The following is a 16,397-nucleotide window of genomic DNA, read 5'->3' as shown; positions in this document are numbered from 1 at the left end:
GAGGGATCGGGGGTAAAATTCAGGTACTTTTTCCCTGAAAATTAGGTAACTGACTACCTCAAAATCGGTAAAACCCTACACCCCACACCCCACACCCCACACCCTGCCCCCACGAAAAACTTTTTCAGCAGCCCCTAAATAGGGTGCGTTCCCCATGATCAAACGATGGAGTAACAAGGATTGCATCAGGGAACGCACCCTACCAGCGACAGAGCGATCGCTCTTGAAGCAATTGTCAAAACGCCCACACCATCGGTCAAAGCAAGGAGGCATCGCCGCCGGGGTTGTCTCTTTGATCGCCGCTCTCTCAACGTCAAGTGCCGACTCGGCAGCGATTATACTCGATTTGATCTGTATTGAGCGTTCAAGTCCCATTAGTTTTATCTTCAGCAATCTTATGGAGAACAAAAACATTATCTTGCTTTAAAAGCAGCCATCTTGCAAAAGGATAGCGTTTGACTTCTTTATAACCTTCGAGCAATCCAGAAGAAATCATGTAGTCATTACGATTTACCGACCAGTAACTTTTACCCCGCTTCCTCGGATATTTTGGATCGTTTAAATACCAGCTATTAAATTCGTGTCCACCATTAATATATTCAGGAGTAACTCCCTGCTCCATCAAATCATTTAATGCCTGCCACCGAGTTCGATTCCAGGCTAAGTAGTCATGGGTTGCCGCCATAGTAAATCCGCCCCAAATAAAGGTCATTGTCAAGGCAAAAGCAGTTATTTTTTGGCCAATATCTTGCTCGTTAATATAATTATTTGAAATCACTAAAAGCACCATAAATAATGGTAAAAGAAACAAAAGGTAACGATCGAGGGGATAACTTACTCCAAAAAGAAAAATATATATCAATATTGCTGAAAGTATTAGTACTTTTAACCATTTTTCCGATTCTGAAAAAGTTTGAATGATTGCTAAACATAAGTAGTAAAGCAATAAAAGCGCTCCAAGGACACCCATAGCCGTGATTATCAACCAAAATATTTTTAAACCAAGGGAATAGGGTGGATAACTTACCTTCAAGGGATCAGGATATCGAAGTGTGAAAGGACCTAAGCCAAAATAAGCTAGGACATTTCCAATCAATGGCATAGTTTGGCCTCGCCAAATCAATCTACCCATCACGACAACAAAAAAGCTAGATATACTCAAGATCGTTATGGTTTTCTGTCGGCGAGATATTTCTTTTAATTTTTTTACGAAAAAGATCGCTATAATAGGGAAAATAAAACAACCTATGTATATCAGTGAAATCATGATAATGTGGTTGCGAAAATCTAATTGTCGTGTACTTAACACATTCTCTGGTATTAAGCGAGTGCGACCGGTAGAATAAAGCCAGTTTTGATAAAATCTATGCAGTAAAATCCCTGAAGAAAATATGACAAAACTAGCAAACAAAAACTTGATTTTAAATCTTTTTTTAAACGAGTATGCCAGGGCAAATGATAAAAGAATCACTATTGCGTACTGGCGAATCAAAATATTGACATAAACTAAGCAAAGACCCAGAATAACTTCACTTATTGATTCCCGCTTCAATCCCCTGATCAGAAAATAGAAAGATAGGATACTTAAAGCCAGAAAAGGAACGTCGGTCATAAAGCTGTTAGCTAATCCAAAGTATAGAGGATTAACCACTACCAGCAAAGCGCCCAACAAAGAGATTTTCTGATTGGCATTAACCTCTCTAAGCAGTCCATAAGTACCAATCGCACCGATTAATCCTAATGTTAAAGTTGAGAAGCGTAATGCAGTAAATGAAAATCCAAAAGGAAGGCAAAATAAGGCTCCCCAAAAGGCTTGAAAAAATAGGTTAGCATGAGCTGGACTGGGAAAGCTGAAATCACCTTTCTCCAGAATCGATTTTACGGCTAGTCCATAAACCCAGTCATCATTAAGAGGAAAATTACCCAAAGGATTGACGACAATTACCATCACAGTCCATATCGCAATAATTATTAAAATATTGACAATATCAGCTTTTTTTTGATGACTAAAATAGCTCCAACTTATTACATCTGTTTTGTTCATGGCTCTAATCTTACGAAAGGAAAATAGAAGCAAGCTTCATTTATCTATGATACGGCCAGGGTTGTCTCTTTCATCGCCGATCTCTCAACGTCAAGTGCCGACTCTGCAACGATTATACTCGATTTGATCTTTATTGAGCGTTTAAGTCCCAATAATTGCCCCTTAGTGGATATTTCTACAAATTTGAGCTGCAACCCAGCCAATGGAGGTTAAAGATTGCTTGATAGATGGGATTATGGACCCGCAGCTGGCCTTGATCTTTGATCACTAACCCCGATAAAAGTAACTCTTTTTCTGGGGGGCTATCCTCGGCAATCACCTCTTTTTCCCTTAAAATCCGTTCATAGAGTCTCAGGAGCAACTGGGAGCGATGACTGTTGAGGAGCCGGTCGCGAATAGTCCGCAGATGTTCCGGTTCATCCTGAGCCTCCCAATTGTCAATGATCTTCTTCTGTACCAAGTCCTCAATCCAGGAGGCCTCACCATTGGGGGGAATCGGCGAGGTAGCGGTGCGAATTAACTGACAGAGTTTTTGGGTCAGAAAGGGTTGGCCGTTTGTCCAGGCAAAGACTTCTTTTAAGACAGTTTGCGGGTTAGTAAATTTCTCGGCCAATCCGCGCAGTAAAGGCTGGGCTTCGTGTTCCTTAAAACCCTCCAATTGAATCGAATGACCGATATTAAAAGGAGTGATTTGGTGGTCGGTAATTAAATCGGAGGGGGTGACAACACCGAAGAAAGCGAAGGTCAAACGCCGATAGAGCGGGTTAAAACCGCGCTGGTTATAGCAGGAACGAATCAGGGCAAAAAAGTCATTAACCGCGAAATTTAAGCCCAAAACGCTATCAATTTCATCGATAAAAATCGCGATCGGTTTCGGGGGAGAACCTTCCACGATCCCCACTTCCAGCAATAACACTTCTTCGATAAATTCCCCCAAGCGCTGTACTGCCGAGACATCTTCCCGTTCTTGCCACCAAGCTTTGAGATTGACCCTTTTGAGCAGGCCAAAACGTCGTCCTAACTCGAAGGCTATCCCCTTGTACCATTGGTCGGGAGTGACATTTTCACTGCCGATGCGGGTTAAATCAATGGGAGCGCAACAGATGCCCTCGTGTTGGAGGTGATCGATCATGCGTACCATTAAACTAGACTTACCCATTTGACGGGGATTGAGGACATAGCAAAAATCGCCGCGTTTGAGGGCCTTATAGAGATAACGGTCGGCGGCGCGGACCACATAGGTGGGGGCATCCATGGGTAAACTGCCCCCCACTTGATAGTCAAAGGTGCTAGATTCTTCGCTACTTCTGAGCAGTTCATTTTCAAACAGTAATTCTGCTTGGGTGGCTTTGAGAATTTCTAGGGTTTGGCTGAGTTCTAGGGTGCGCTCCTGCACTTTCTCTTCTAGGGTGCGGCTATACTCGGCTAATTCTTCGGTAAAGCGAATCCGTTCCGCTTCTGCCTGTTTTCGTTCGGTAATATCGGTAAAAGCGGTGATCGCATAGATAATTGCTCCTTTTTCGTCAAAAACGGGCGTGGCATACACTTCTAGGGGAATAATCTTCTCTCCTTGGTGAATTTCTATATCATCCACCGTGTTTTTTTCCCCCCTTAAAGCTCGGACAATCGGATGGTATTCTGTGGGATACAATCGATCGGTTCCAGCTTGATATAACTGATAGGTTTCCCCCAACTGATTAGCCGTGGTGATATTAACTATCCCTTTTCCCAAAATCTCTTGGGCGGTTTGATTGGCATAATAGGGTTGACTGCCAGCATCGAGGACAAATACCCCCACTGGCATGGCTTCTAAAAATTGCGCTAGTTGTCTCTGTTTGGCTTTGATTTCGGCGTAGAGTTTGGCGTTAGTAATTGCGATCGCCGCTTGGCTGGAGAGCAGTTGCAGCACTTCCAATCTTTCTTGGGTAAAAGCCCCGACGGTGAGATTATTTTCTAGATAGACAATTCCCCGCAGTTGTCCTTGGTCGAGGAGAGGGGAACAGAGCAGCGATTTGGTTTGATGGGTTTTAATATAGGGATCGTTGCTAAAATTGCCCTGATGGGCGGCATCGTTATTAAGAACGGTTTGACCGCTCCGGGCTACATAGTTAATAATTGAGACGGGAAGATGTTCTTCGATGGCATTAGATTTAAAGACTGTCACCCTGTCTTCCTGCACTGAACCGGAGGCTTCAATCAATAGTTGTCCGCCACTTTCTAGGATAAGATAGCCCAGCTGCGCCCCAGCATTTTCGATGAGAATTTTCATTAGGGTGGCGAGTAATTGATCTAAAACTATCTCGCTAGAAATGGCTTGGGATGCCTTCATAATCGTGGCTAAATCTAACAGATATCCCGAATGACTAACTGAATTTTTTCTGGTGGTAGTTCTCGTGGTTTCGGTCAGGGAATTGACACCATAATTATTGACCATTAACTGAGAATAGCGGCTTTCTATATCTTTGACTTTAGCGGTTGCTCCCCAAAGAGAATAGAGATAAGCAGCTTCATTGATGTAAGTTTTGGCAATTTTTACTTTACCCCAATCGAGATAGAATTTCGCCGCTAGTTCGTTAGCCAGTGCCTCTTCATTAATGTATTCATTTTCCTTGGCTTTAGCGATGGCTAGATCGTAGTTTTCTATGGCTTCTAGATAGGATTGCTGCACCCGATCCTTTTCCGCTTGCACTAAATAAAATTTATGGAGATAGTTAGGGGGTGCTTGATTAGCCCATTCCCACAGCTTTTTCTGATTATTCGTCACCCGTTCTAATACTTGCTGTTGTTGGTCATTGTCCAGATGATTATAAATAGCTAAATGGGCGAGGGAATCATAGAAGTTATGCAGAGAAATCAAGAAAGTGGCGGTAGCTCCCCCTAGATAATTTTGGGCTTGATTAGCATTTTCGATGGCTTGTTCGTACTGTCCAAATAGATAACAAAGGTATAATTTATTAAGAAATAAAGCACAGAGACCATAGAGATCATTAGCCTCTAGATGGTAGGATAACATAAGAGTTTCTTGATAGTATTTTCCTTCTAAAAGACCTGGATTTTCCGAGCGTCCCAGCAGATTTAAAACTGTTTGTCCGTAGATTTTTAGATAGTTGCGGGGGTTTTCTTGTTTGAGCTTAACAAAAGCCAGATCATAGTTAGCTATTTCTCTAGCTAATTCGGTTAATTCCTGTCCGATAAAGGCGGAATGAAAACAGTAAAGATAGGCGCAGGTTGTTCCGTAGTAGAGATCGCCCATTTCTAAACCAGTTTGATAGGAAGATTTTAACAAGGACAGGGAATTTTTAATCGGTTCTTTCCAGATACTAATAGTGGTGGAAAAGACGGCAATTATTTTCGGCATCAGGGCTTTGGTATGAAATTTATCAGCAATGTTTAAAGCCAATTTTCCAAATTGATAACCCGTTTCCCAATCGTCTAAAAGACCACAAAGAATTAAGCCATAATTGACATAAGTAAAAGCCGCTAGATAACTGTTGCCGTACTGAATTGATAAGTTAACCTGTTTTGATACTAGGATGGGTAAGAGATGAGGGACGGCAATAAAAACAGGAGAAAATATAGCACTTGCTATCTTCATTATTGCTAATTTTTTTTCCTCATTTATCGGCGGTAAAGTAATTAAATCTTCTATATTTTTACCCGCTAATTTTTGCCGAGTTTTAGTGAGTTCTTCTTGGATATCTGATGATTGTAAGAATTCAGGAATCTCGAAATCAAAGCTTTTTAGGACAGATAAGCCAATTTGTACCGCTTTTAGTTCTTGATTTTGGGCGTGATAAGCTTCGATGATTACTTCATAAACTTTGATTTTATCGAGGGTGGTTTTTGCCTGTTTTAACACGAGATTAGCCCAGCACTGCATCTGCTCAAAATCTCCACTTAAATAGGCGATTTCTGTGGCTTCAGAATAAATATCTAAAGTCAGTTGATAGTTATTTTTCCAGCTTGATTTTTTGAGAAGTTTTTGAGCGATTTTAATGTATTTTAAGGCTCCATTTTGGGCATTAGCGGCTTTTGCCTTTTGGGCTGCTAGTAAATTCAAGTTAGCCACTGACTCCCGTTCTTTTTCCTTGCTAATTAGTTGATAACCAAGATTGAAATGATCGACTATTTTAAAAATCTTTTCCGATAATTCTTTGGCAGAAGTATGCTGCCAAAGTAGGCGACCAATTTTTAAATGAATTAAAGATTTTTGGCTGTCTTCGATGAGAGCGTAAGCTCCTTGCTGAATGCGATCATGAGCAAATTTATATTCTTGAATGAGTAATTGTTCATCTAATTCTGAGAGGGGAATAATTAAACCAGCTTCGCTACTAGAAGTTAAAATTGGTAAAAGTTCTGGGGGTGATTTTTCAGAGATTACTGCTAGAATATTTAAATTAAATTCTGAGCCAAGACAAGCGGCTAAACTTAAGACTTCTTGGGTTTCGGGAGGCAATTTCTGCATTTTGCCCATCATAAATTGAATCAGATTATCGGTACTGCCAATCCTTTGAATTTGACCGAGATGCCATTGCCAATAGCCCCTATTATTGTCGGTTTTAGTGGTTGTTTCCTGCCCCGGTTGGAAAAATAGCAAATTTTCCCAGTAGATGGTTTTGAGAAATTCATTGACAAAAAAAGGATTACCGTGGGTTTTTTGCCAGACTAAAGCGGCCAAAGATTGCACATATTCTGGTGAATGATTTAATGTCTCTGCAATTAACTGATTGACCTGTTCAAGCCCCAGAGGTTTTAAAATAACTTGATTGATAATTATGCCCCCCTGCTCTAATTTATCCAGGGTAGCGGTTAGGGGATGGGTGGAATTAATTTCATTACTGCGATAGGAGCCAATTAAAAACAAATAGTCCATATCGCCATCGAGCATAATTAATTCTATTAACTGGAGACTAGCCAAGTCTGCCCATTGCAAATCATCGAGAAAGATGACCAGAGGATGTTCCGGGGAACAAAAGACCCGAATAAAATTTTTAAAGACTAAATTAAAGCGATTTTGAGTAGCGATCGCTCCTAATTGTAACACCTCTGGTTGTGGACCGATAATTAATTCTAGTTGGGGAATCACATCAATAATAACCCGTGCATTCGCCCCCAAAGACTTGAGGAGTTTTTGTCGCCATAGTTGCAGTTGTGGTTGACTTTCCCCCAAAAGTTGCTTGACGAGATGAGTCAAAGCACTAACCACGGCAGCGTAGGGAATATCGCGCTGAAACTGGTCAAATTTACCGGAGATAAAAAAGCCGCGTTTTTCAGTAATTGGCTGATAAATTTCCCTAACCAGGGTGGTTTTACCCATGCCAGAATAACCCGTAACTAGCATCAGTTCGGTGTGAGAGGAGTTTTTATCCGCCGTGGCTACCCGTTGAAAAGCAGTGAGGAGAGTGGCGATTTCTGCCTCCCTACCGTAGAGTTTTTGGGGAATTTGGAACTGATTGGCTAGATCTTGCCTAGCGATAACAAAATCATCAATTTTACCCGTTTTTTCTAGTTGTCTTAAACATTCTTCTAAATCTGCTCGAATACCATAGGCACTTTGGTATCGTTCCTCCGGGGTTTTAGCCATCAGTTTCCTGATGATTGCCTCCACCACCGGGGGAATTTCCTCCCTGACGAGACTATTAATCTCCAAAGGTTGTTTAGCCAGATGACAGTGAACTAATTCCAACGCATCTTTAGCCCGAAAAGGTAATTGTCCGGTGAGAAGTTCGTAGAAGCTAACGCCCAAGGAATAAAAATCCGTGCGGTAATCGAGACTGCGATTCATCCGTCCGGTTTGTTCGGGAGAAATATAGGCTAAAGTCCCCTCGAGGACGTTGGGATTTTTTAGCCCGGGATTTTCCCGCTGCAGGACGCTGGCAATGCCAAAATCGATGATTTTAATCTGTCCGGTTTCGGGGTTAAGAACTATATTGGCAGGATTAATATCTTTGTGAATAACCTTGGCGTTGTGAATTTTCTCTAAATTAGCCACTATTCGGGGTGCAAGACTTAAAAAGTCCCTTAAGGCTAGAGTTTTTTTGCCCTCTAGCCATTTTTTTAAGGATACACCCCCGAAATCTTCCAAAATAATCACGGGAGTTCTGCGGTAGGTTTCTAAACCATAGGCTTTAATCGCCCCCTCGAAGTTGAGGCCGCAGATGGTTTTATACTCCTGTTTGTAGTGGGTTAGTTCTTGGACGGTGGGATATTCTTGCTTGAGGATTTTGAGCATAACCGGTTGATTATCGGCGGTGCGAATAGCCCGATAGACTTCCGAGTTAACGCTTTCGTAGATTTGGGTAAGAATGTCGTATCCTTTGAGAACAATCATTTTTTTACTCGGCGATTGTAAACGGCTGCGGGTCTCCCCAAGAAAAATTCTACGGGAACTAAAACAAGACTCCGCAAGGCTGACAGGACTTGATTTACCTGTGAGACGGAAGGACGGGCAGAAGGCAGCACCTGCTCGAAATACTCGGAATGCAAGGTAAAACCAAAGTGAACATCTTCCGGCAAGCTCAGTTTAGCAATCGGTCCGTCCTTGAGATTGTCAGGGTTAAATAACCAAGCTTCTAATACTTTGGTCGGGGTTAAAACCGTCGTCAATAGATAGCCCTGTTCTTGGGGAATAAACTGAATGCTATCTAAAATATAGCCATCGGGACAAACATAAAAATCCAGTAGTCCCCGACCTAAATGTGATACATGAGTATCACTGGCATTTTTTTCTTGGCTAATCTGTTGACTTAACTGATTCCAATCCTTATCGAAGGGAACCTTGGCTAATACCGAGGGCAAGTCATGACAGGGAAGTTCGGCATCGCTGAGGATGCGATTGCTTTGGTCGCGATAATCCATATACTGACGACGACAGATTAATTCGCGCACATAACCGAGATAAATTTGATAAATGGCACTGTACCCCTGTTCCGATTCCCGCGGGTCGGCGGTGTAGAGACTGGTACAGAACCAACCCGGATGGATGAAAGCTTGTTCGCTCATCACCCTGGCATCTTCGATAACCACTTTGCGCAGCACTCCGGGGTCAAAGGAAAACATCCAAGGAATGCCGTGGTATTCGGGGGGATAACTCTGACCGGTAAAATGTTGGATATCGTCTTTTTCGATCGCTTCGGTTAAACTAATAGTGGCATTTTGGATGGCCACCAGCTGAATTTGACCGTTGATACTATGGTAATTACAAAGGAAGTGATAACTGTCACCATTGAAGGTAATTAATCGCGAGGGAACGGTGGTTTTTTCTTCCTTGAGATCTTGACGGTTAACCAGATAAATTTGAGTTTTCGGATAGGTTTCTTCTGGCTTAATTCTGATACCTAATAGTTTGGCTACTCCCATCTGAAAAGGCATATCGGGAATCATGATATAATCTTCGGTGACGATGACCGAATGGGGGCTACCCTCGAGGATAGTTCCCTGTATTTTCCAGGGTTTAAGTTTTTTTTGTTGATCCCAAACAACAATATACACCGATGAATCTAAATCTTTTAACATACCTCCCGATAAAAGTTTTAGCTTTAATTCACAGGTGATAAATTCTTTGGTCTTTTTGTCGTAGAAGGGGTGAGCGGTATTTTCTAGGACTGGGAAAATAGACAAAGGCACGGAAACAATATGTTGGTCAAAATAACCAATCGGGGTGATAGTATCAAGGGAAACGGGATCCACTTCCCAGTAACGTCCAGCATCGGCGGTGAGAATTAATCTGGTTTCTTCTAGTTGTTTATCTTCGGCAACTTTTTCTAGTTTAACCATAGCAGTATTCGCTATTTCCGAAGAACCTAAAATGCTGACCACTGCGGGAAAAGTAGCTCGACTAATATTAAATATCGGTAAAACTTTTCGCCAAAAACTATCCCAAGTTTTCAGTTTTTTACTGTAAACGTTAACTTGATTATTTTTCCCTTGCAGGTCCCATCTAATAATTACACCCTCGCCAGAGAACAAATGACGGTCATTTTCTCTATGAAAAGGACAGACGATAAAAACGTATCCCGACAGATTTTCCGGCCAATGTCCCTCGGTAACTGTGGCGACTGCTTGATATAAATTGTTCTCATCCGGTTGACCTAGTTGCGAGCGACTAAAATTGCTAACGTTGACAGTATTTTGGACAGTATCTTTGATTGACATATTCATAAGTAGAGTTTGCGGCAAAAAGTTTGTTGGTGGGGTTAGTAGCCGGTCGTCGGTCGTCAGGAGATAGGATTCAGAAGTCAGGATTCAGGAGCCAGGAGACAGGTTTTAGGTGTTGGGGTGTTGGGGTTTTGGGGTTTTAGTTCAATTTCCCCACTTCCCCACCTCCCCAATTCATAATTCATAATTCATAATTCCCACTCCCCCCACACCCTACACCCCACACCCTACACCCCACACCCTCACTGATAACTGATTACTGTTTACTGATAACTGATAGAGGATTTCACCTCTAAAAAATAGCGTCGATACAATTCATAGCCTGGTACGACTTTATCTCCCGATTGTTTGAGTAGCCCCATACTGCTGAGTTTGTAAGCGAGAATTGGGTCTAATTGTACGGGTTCCACCGCGCTCATCACCCGGTCGAGGGCTTTTGCTAGTTCCGGCTGTTGTTCTAATACCGCCCAATGGCGCCGCAGGTGATGGGCATAGATCCCCGTGACGGAGGTGGCACTGGTTAATATTTGCGTCATGGTTATTTCCTCCCGACTGAGATAGTAGAGGGCGGTTTGCACCAAAGCTGGGTGTCCTCCCACCAACTCCATCAATTGCTTGACTTTTTCCTGATTTTCCCAGGTGAGTTGATAACGTTGGGCTAATTGTAATACCTCCTCAAGACTAAAATGACTTATCTGCGCGGGGAATCCCACGTTAAAGGGGGATTGATTGAGCTGCAGGGGAACATAAATTTCTGTGGAATGGACGACGATAAGACGGAGTTTTTGCCAGATAGGCAGGGTTTTGGCTTCTTCGTACCAAGAACGCAGCAGCGGTAAAAAATCCTTGGCCACTTGGGGATGTTCAAAAATCTGATTAAGTTCATCGAGAGCGAGGACAATGGGGGCGGTAATTGATTCAAGGATATAGTCCTGGATATAGGCGGTACAGCTAATCTTGCTGCCTAAATCCTCATCCCAATACTCATCTAATTGGGGTTTTAACTGTAGTTGACGAGCGACATTGGCACACAACCAGCGCAAAAATTGGTTTAAATCAGCCAAAATCGTCTGGTCTACCTGTTCTAAGTTCAAACTCACCGTGCGGTAGCCTTGCTGTTTGGCAAAATCGAGCATTCTCAAAAGTAGGGAAGTTTTGCCCATTTCTTTCGGGGCTTTTATCCGCACTAAAGCCCCCGGTTTCTTGATTTCCTGCCTTATCTGTTCTTCGAGGGGAAGACGTTCTAAATAAAATGGGGAACCAAGGGGAACTGCCCCATTGGGATAGGGGGGCAATGTGTCCAATTTTTCGCTCTTGGCTGCCGAATTAACCGGAATTTTGTCTTGAGGGGGTGCTGTTAGCTGAAAATTCAGGGCGGCGATTTCTTGCCAGTCCAGGCATAATCGACGACAAATTTGGGCAAAAGTGGCTTGTTCTACCGGTTTACCGGTCAGGAAGTTGCTGACAATACCGAGACTAAATTCAGCTTCTTTAGCTAAGGATCGTTGACTGCTAAAGCCCTGCTTTTTCACGGCTAATTTAACTTGATTGAGGCAGTGTTGTTGTACTCTTAGATGGCCCGACATGGAATCTCTCATAAGAATTAGGGAATTATGAATTATGAATTATGAATTATGAATGGTTCTTCGGTTGGTGCTATGCAATTTTTGTCAATTGTTTTCTATCTAGAACGAACTAATCAATTAAGTCTCTTGCCAGATAAGGATTTAGTCGATTTATGCCACCCGATCAAACCATACCAAGTAACGAAGAACCATAAAAATAATCTCCTGACTCCTGAATTCTGTCTCCTGACTTCTGAATTCTAACCCAATGGTAGATGTTGGATTTTGCAGGAGTTCTATTTTTCGACAAAGATAAGCAAAAATTATCTATTGACTCCAAAAACTTGAGAATATTTAAATTAACATTTCGCAATATTTACAAATTCTTAAGAATTAATTGAGAAAGATTTTTATTTAACGACGGTGTTGCAATGGTTACAGCGATTTGATAGAATTTCATAGTGGGTTATTCTGTGCTTTTTTGGGCAGCAATAGTTGAAACCCTTGCCACACCTAGAAGGTCTTCCTAATTAGGACGGTCAAATCAGTCAATTTCACCCATAACGATGATCTTTTTTTTGTGTAGTTTTATTGCAAAAAAAAAGTTTTTTTGACAAAAAGTACAAAGTATGATAAAGCCCAACGTATTTCTGGCTGCGAGTAATTATTGTAGAGGGAGAGAAGGGAGAAGGGAGAATAAATAGGGTTTGCGGCAAAAAGTTTGTTGGTGGGGTCAGGCAGGGGGCAGGGTTCGGCCGTGAGACTGATCTCACGCCGAAGTCTCACGGCCGAAGCCCACACCCCATCACCCCACTTCCCTATCTACCCCACTTCATAATTCATAATTCATAATTCCCACACCCTACACCCCACCCCCAGGAAAAACTTCTTCAGCAAACCCTAGTTAAGGCCTGCTCGATTTTCTGACTATCGAGGGAGCGGCCGATAAAGACCAAGCGAGTTTGCCGCATTTCTGTGGATTGCCAGGGTCGGTCGAAGAAAGAATCAAAGCGATCGCCGACTCCCTGTAACACCATACGCATCGGTTTATGGGCCACGTTAACAAATCCCTTGACCCGATAGATTTCTTCTCGGGCCACCAATTCTTTGAGCCGTTGGGTCAAAATTTGGGCATCTACGGGAGAATCGAGGCAAAACTGCACAGAATTGATATCCTCATCGTGATCGTGTTCTTCCTCGTGATCATGATGACTAGGACGACTAGCTAAATCATCCTCGACGGCGGCATTAAATCCCAATAGCACATCGGGGCTAATTTGTCCATCGGCACAAGTAACTATTTTTACCGTTGATCGCAGTTGCGTTTTCAGCCAATTAATAATTTTTTCTAATTCAATTTCGCTGATGAGATCGGTTTTAGTTAAGAGTACCAGGTCAGCGCAGGCTAACTGATCCTCAAATAACTCCTCAATGGGCGTTTCGTGTTCTAAATTGGGGTCTGCTTGCCTTTGTGCCGTTAAAGCGTCTAAATCCGCCACCAGACGACCCCTAGCGATAGCAAAACCATCCACCACCGTGATTACTCCGTCCACCGTGGCACCGTTGCGGATTTCCGGCCAGCGAAAAGCTTGAACCAGAGGTTTAGGTAAAGCTAATCCGGAAGTTTCGATCAGCATACAATCCAACTGTTGCCGTCGCTCCAGCAATTTCTGCATGGTGGGGAGAAATTCTTCCTGTACTGTACAGCACAGACAACCGTTGGTCAGTTCCACAATATTATCGTTGGGGTTGTCATCGCAGGTCTGACAACTTTTCAACAAATCACCATCAATTCCCACTTCTCCGAATTCATTGACCATAACGGCCACCCGTCGGCCTTGATTATTTTGCAGTAGATGACGGATGAGGGTAGTTTTTCCCGCACCCAGAAAACCCGTGATCACAGTAACTGGAATTTTGTGCATAGATAGGGCGATCGATCATGTTTCTAGATCAATGTATCAGAATCTCGGTCTAGGGTTGAGGGTTTCATCGCTAATTCTTTAGGATTGCCCCACCAATTGCCGGACTGTCACAAACTAGCTGAAATTTTCCTAGTTAGTCGTTATTCTGGTAAAAGTTTCAGCCGGCTAGAATAATCGCTGAAAAACTTTTGTGGGAGTGGATCATGTTACAACGTCTTTTTTTAGCCTTTACCCTCGCTTTTCCCCTTTATTTAAGCATTGCTATTCAACAAACTTCTCCTCTAGCTGATAGAGTAAATCGCCCTTCTTCTCGCGGGATCAATAAAATTGAGCAGACGGTAAAAACTATCCAAAAGCAATTAAAACAAAAGCATTCGGTTCAATTAGATTAATAAATTTTGGCAACAAGAGGAGAGGTAAAACTCCTCTTTTTTACTTTTTACTTGACAAACTACTGGCTATTTGCTGCGGGGGACGGTATTCGGGAACTAAATCTTGTAGGGACCTAACTAAGCCCTGACGGTCATTAAGTTGAATAGAATTAAGCAATTGCTCTAATTTGATTTGTAATTTTTCCCAAGCAAGAAAGTGTTCATTAGCGCAAAAAATCTTTGGGTGAGCGGTGGGACGAGCTTTATCGGTATCGATTAATAATTCTTCGTAGAGTTTTTCCCCCGGTCTTAATCCTGTGATTTCAATATCGATATCTTGCCCTAATTCCAAGCCACTTAAACGAATCATCTGTAGGGCCAAATCGTAAATTCTTACCGGTTCACCCATATCTAACAGGAATACCTCACCCCCTCGGGCCATGGCTCCTGCTTGCATAACCAAACGCACCGCCTCGGGAATAGACATAAAATAGCGAATAATATCGCGATGGGTGAGGGTAATATTCTTACGTTGGGCGATTTGTTCCCGGAAACGCGGCACCACGGAACCGCTACTATCAAGAACATTGCCAAAGCGGACGATAGCGCAACAGGTGGAACTGTCGGGTAAAGCGGCCAAAGCTTGTATAACTAACTCAGCACAGCGTTTGCTGGCCCCCATAATGTTAGTCGGTCTGACGGCCTTATCGGTGGAAATAAGAACTAAATTACTAACTGAATTCTCGATCGCGATCTGAGCGACATTTAAAGTCCCCCAAACATTAGTGTAAATCCCTTGACTAGCATTGGCTTCCACAAGGGGAACGTGCTTATAGGCGGCAGTGTGATAAATTGTCTCAATCTGGTGTTGTTGGATGACCCGGTCTAGATGATTGCGGTCGAGAACATTGCCTAGATAGGCATACTTGCGTAAATCCCTATAATTTTCACTTAAATCGAGATCGATTTTGTAGAGGGAAAACTCGTTTAATTCGTAGATTACCAAGCATTTTGGCTTGAGGAAGGCGATTTGTCGGCATAATTCCGAACCGATGGAACCGCCACCCCCGGTGACTAACACCGCTTTACCAGTGACATTTTTTCCCAAAAGTTCGGGATGGGGTAGAATTTCTTCCCGTCCTAATAATTCCGAGACATCGACACTGCGAATCTGATTGATGGTCGCTTCTCCCGATAAAATTTTTGAGAGGGGAGGGACAGTTTTAATGACGATGGGTAAAGTTTCTAGACTTTCGATGATTTGCCGCTTTCTGGCCTTGTCTAGGTTCGGAATAGCGAGAACAACCCAGTCAAAGGCTGTTTTTTGGTGCAGTAGTGCCAATTGAGAGGGGGGATAAACCCTAAAGCCTTGGATCACTCGGTGCTGCAAATCGGGATTATCATCAACAAAGGCCAATAAACGATAGTGGGGGTCATTTTGTAGGGAACGTGCTAATTGACAACCCACAATCCCCGCACCATAGATAACAATTGTCGGTTCCCTATCCACACTACTGACGTAAATATTCAGACGGTGAAAGACAGAACGAATCAACAATCTGATCCCAATAACCAATACTAGGGTTAACAATGCGTCGATAATCAGGACTGAACGCGGCAAAAAGGCATCCCCTTGAAAGTAGGCAATACTGATTAAAACCCCTGAACTATAGAGGACTGCTTGCAGCACGGAGGAAAGAAACTCTAAGCCTGTATAACGTACTACGGGACTGTAAATGCCTTTGAGAGAGAAAACTAGAGTTTTAACGGCAATTAATCCCAATATTTGCCCTAAAAAAGGTCTAATTTGCTCATATTCGAGGCTAAGATTAAACCTGAGAGAGAAGGCTAGATAGATGGTCAGACAAAAAATCAGGCAATCGGTGACAATTAAAAGAGATCGCTTCGATGACCTAGATAGGGAATTAGCTAATTTAAGGATTTTGTTGGCCAGTTTTCTATACATTATCCAATTGATTAATTAATCTTACGGTAAATTTACTTAGCTCCTCTCGACTTTGTGCGATAATCAGTGCTTATTATTCGGACGAGTCTTGCTAGGCAGGGCTTTGAAGAATATATTTCTGGAAAATTCCCCCTATTCTTCTCCCTTCCACACAGAAACAAGAAGAGCCAATATTTTTTATAACAGTAGCGCTACCTGTCTTTCCGGAGATGTTATCACCCAAACCCAATTATGTCAAGTGGCGGGATTTGTCAAGACTTTTTTTCCTTTTACCAACTTTTCATCTCTCCCCAAAAATTTTCTGCTCCCGCAAACTAGCCGATAAATCACCGCTAGTCAAGGTTACAATCAAGAATTGACACAAAAATT

11 protein-coding genes are annotated in these 16,397 nt (G+C 42.6%); 3 read left to right on the top strand and 8 right to left on the bottom strand.

Going from position 1 to position 16,397, the window contains the following annotated elements:
• Nucleotides 1-75 precede the first annotated feature (75 nt).
• From IM450_RS01295 to IM450_RS01275, 5 genes are all read right to left on the bottom strand, one after another.
• A complete protein-coding gene (locus IM450_RS01295) occupies nucleotides 76-375 on the bottom strand; it encodes a hypothetical protein (RefSeq protein ID WP_287669059.1) in 300 nt (99 codons plus the stop codon).
• Complete coding sequence (locus IM450_RS01290) at nucleotides 365-2,044, bottom strand: ArnT family glycosyltransferase (RefSeq protein ID WP_287669056.1); 1,680 nt, start codon at nucleotides 2,042-2,044, stop codon at nucleotides 365-367. The genes IM450_RS01295 and IM450_RS01290 overlap by 11 nt, the downstream gene beginning before the upstream one ends.
• A 175-nt stretch (nucleotides 2,045-2,219) precedes the next feature.
• Entirely contained in the window at nucleotides 2,220-8,375 is a 6,156-nt protein-coding gene (locus IM450_RS01285; protein ID WP_287669053.1) for an AAA family ATPase, read from the bottom strand.
• Nucleotides 8,372-10,204, bottom strand: a complete 1,833-nt coding sequence (locus IM450_RS01280) for a carotenoid oxygenase family protein (RefSeq protein ID WP_287669051.1) — start codon at nucleotides 10,202-10,204, stop codon at nucleotides 8,372-8,374. Before IM450_RS01280 ends, IM450_RS01285 begins: the two co-directional genes overlap by 4 nt.
• A gap of 260 nt (nucleotides 10,205-10,464) precedes the next feature.
• Complete coding sequence (locus IM450_RS01275) at nucleotides 10,465-11,799, bottom strand: AAA-like domain-containing protein (protein WP_287669048.1); 1,335 nt, start codon at nucleotides 11,797-11,799, stop codon at nucleotides 10,465-10,467.
• A gap of 36 nt (nucleotides 11,800-11,835) precedes the next feature.
• Between IM450_RS01275 and IM450_RS01270 the strand changes: the two genes are divergently transcribed.
• Nucleotides 11,836-12,030 carry a hypothetical protein gene (locus IM450_RS01270; protein WP_071839409.1) on the top strand — a complete coding sequence of 65 codons (195 nt, stop codon included), beginning with the start codon at nucleotides 11,836-11,838 and terminating at the stop codon, nucleotides 12,028-12,030.
• On the opposite strand, the gene IM450_RS22370 is transcribed toward IM450_RS01270, so the two are convergent.
• Complete coding sequence (locus IM450_RS22370) at nucleotides 11,951-12,139, bottom strand: hypothetical protein (protein ID WP_353736999.1); 189 nt, start codon at nucleotides 12,137-12,139, stop codon at nucleotides 11,951-11,953. The two genes, IM450_RS01270 and IM450_RS22370, sit on opposite strands and share 80 nt — an antisense overlap.
• A gap of 517 nt (nucleotides 12,140-12,656) precedes the next feature.
• A complete protein-coding gene (gene cobW, locus IM450_RS01265) occupies nucleotides 12,657-13,691 on the bottom strand; it encodes a cobalamin biosynthesis protein CobW (RefSeq protein WP_287667176.1) in 1,035 nt (344 codons plus the stop codon).
• A gap of 203 nt (nucleotides 13,692-13,894) precedes the next feature.
• On the opposite strand from cobW, the gene IM450_RS01260 reads away from it, so the two are divergent.
• The gene (locus IM450_RS01260; protein WP_002801713.1) at nucleotides 13,895-14,083 is read left to right on the top strand and encodes a hypothetical protein; all 189 of its coding nucleotides are present in this window, start codon (nucleotides 13,895-13,897) and stop codon (nucleotides 14,081-14,083) included.
• Between the two features lie 40 nt (nucleotides 14,084-14,123).
• On the opposite strand, the gene IM450_RS01255 is transcribed toward IM450_RS01260, so the two are convergent.
• On the bottom strand, nucleotides 14,124-16,028 hold the full coding sequence (locus IM450_RS01255; protein ID WP_287667180.1) for a polysaccharide biosynthesis protein: 1,905 nt from the start codon (nucleotides 16,026-16,028) through the stop codon (nucleotides 14,124-14,126).
• Between the two features lie 103 nt (nucleotides 16,029-16,131).
• Here IM450_RS01255 and IM450_RS01250 point away from each other — a divergent pair, with 103 nt between their 5' ends.
• Nucleotides 16,132-16,353 (top strand): hypothetical protein, encoded by a 222-nt coding sequence (locus tag IM450_RS01250; RefSeq protein ID WP_287688694.1) that lies wholly within the window; start codon nucleotides 16,132-16,134, stop codon nucleotides 16,351-16,353.
• Nucleotides 16,354-16,397 lie beyond the last annotated feature (44 nt).

The organism is Microcystis sp. M083S1 (assembly GCF_020246405.1).
Taxonomy (GTDB): domain Bacteria; phylum Cyanobacteriota; class Cyanobacteriia; order Cyanobacteriales; family Microcystaceae; genus Microcystis; species Microcystis aeruginosa_C.
Note: the sequence above shows the minus strand (reverse complement) of the source record. Positions and strands in the feature narration are given on the sequence as shown.

Excerpts from the sequence above, each read along its gene's own strand:
- IM450_RS01295 (WP_287669059.1), bottom strand. The coding sequence starts at position 375 with ATGGGACTTGAACGCTCAATACAGATCAAATCGAGTATAATCGCTGCC.
- IM450_RS01290 (WP_287669056.1), bottom strand. The coding sequence starts at position 2,044 with ATGAACAAAACAGATGTAATAAGTTGGAGCTATTTTAGTCATCAAAAA.
- IM450_RS01285 (WP_287669053.1), bottom strand. The coding sequence starts at position 8,375 with ATGATTGTTCTCAAAGGATACGACATTCTTACCCAAATCTACGAAAGC.
- IM450_RS01280 (WP_287669051.1), bottom strand. The coding sequence starts at position 10,204 with ATGAATATGTCAATCAAAGATACTGTCCAAAATACTGTCAACGTTAGC.
- IM450_RS01275 (WP_287669048.1), bottom strand. The coding sequence starts at position 11,799 with ATGAGAGATTCCATGTCGGGCCATCTAAGAGTACAACAACACTGCCTC.
- IM450_RS01270 (WP_071839409.1), top strand. The coding sequence starts at position 11,836 with ATGAATGGTTCTTCGGTTGGTGCTATGCAATTTTTGTCAATTGTTTTC.
- cobW (WP_287667176.1), bottom strand. The coding sequence starts at position 13,691 with ATGCACAAAATTCCAGTTACTGTGATCACGGGTTTTCTGGGTGCGGGA.
- IM450_RS01260 (WP_002801713.1), top strand. The coding sequence starts at position 13,895 with ATGTTACAACGTCTTTTTTTAGCCTTTACCCTCGCTTTTCCCCTTTAT.
- IM450_RS01255 (WP_287667180.1), bottom strand. The coding sequence starts at position 16,028 with ATGTATAGAAAACTGGCCAACAAAATCCTTAAATTAGCTAATTCCCTA.